Here is a 1,231-nt window from a genome sequence, read left to right as displayed (position 1 = left end):
ATCCAGAACTTCCGCGCCTGGTCGGTCGAGATGCTGCCGGACCAGAACACCGCCTCGATCGGGATGGAATATTTCTGCCAGAAGGGTGACGGGCTGTGGTCCTCGACAGACGAGGATCTCAGGCAGCTTGCCAGCCAAGAACTTGAACAGCTTAACCTGGCAAAGGCAACGGATGTTGTCGATTTCGCCGTGATCCGGCAGCCCAAGGCCTATCCTGTCTATGACAGCGAATACAAAGAGGCGCTGGATACAGTCAGCGGCTGGCTAAAGACACTCGAAAATTTCCAGACCGTCGGACGCAACGGTTTGCACCGCTACAACAACCAGGATCATTCGATGCTGTCGGCCATGTATGCGGCCCGAAACATCATGGGAGAAGACAACGACATCTGGGACGTCAATGTCGAAAGATCCTATCACGAGGAATTTGAAGCCAAGCCCAAGAAGAAGAGCTCTCGGAAAGAGCGTGTTAACAGGGGCGCTGTGCTTGAATGACAGGGCGTCGTCCGACGCGGCGGCCCCTCAAAATTCGCGCTTCAGATCAGGCGGGACATCGCCGTGGGACATCCGCCGACAGTGGGTCGTCATATTTGACTCGCCAAATCATTGGCGGAAGCTGACCTTCTTGTATCTTTGGCTTCCGTTCCATTTAATGTTTCGTAGAAATATGAACCGCCGGACCTTCGAATGAGTCGCAAATTACGCAATCGCCTGTTCACTTTGCACACCTGGCTGGGTCTGCATTTTTCAATCTTTTTCTTTTTGCTGTTTCTGACCGGATCTCTGCTTGTAGTCGGCAACGAGCTTGAATCCATCCCTCGTCCTGCGGTCTGGACCACCGCTGACAAAGCCGATCGCACCGCCAGCTTCGGGATGATCTACGATGGTATCAAGGAAGCTTACCCAGAAAGCGACATCCAGATCATCACCAAACGACCCACTCCGTGGTTTGTTGATCGCAGCACAGGCCGCACGGGCTGGGGCGAGCAGATATATTTCTGGACGGACCCCGAAACGGGGCAGGTTATCGACACCACTGGATCGCCCGGTTTTCAGAAAATCCTGCGGGAATTCCACGTCAAGCTGCTGTCCGGCCAGCACATCATATATATAGCAGTCACAGCGACCTCCGTTGTGCTTCTGTATCAGATCGTCAGCGGCCTCATCACCTACCGGCGTTTTTGGAAAGGAATTTTCCGGTGGCCCAGTCGGGCAGGCGGCACCCGGCAAT

Annotated in this window: 1 protein-coding gene and 1 pseudogene; both read left to right on the top strand. The window is 54.4% G+C overall.

The genetic code is table 11. From position 1 onward, the window contains the following. Positions 1–495, top strand: a pseudogene (locus tag AC2FNC_RS20810) (FAD-dependent oxidoreductase); the annotation flags it as partial. A gap of 192 nt (positions 496–687) precedes the next feature. Beyond that, positions 688–1,231 (top strand): PepSY domain-containing protein (locus tag AC2FNC_RS20805; RefSeq protein WP_496716586.1); only part of this gene is annotated, 544 nt, incomplete at its 3' end.

It is taken from the genome of Ruegeria sp. BHSA123 (assembly GCF_059613425.1).
The sequence above is the reverse complement of the archived record's forward strand: the minus strand, read 5'-3'. Positions and strand labels throughout refer to the sequence as shown.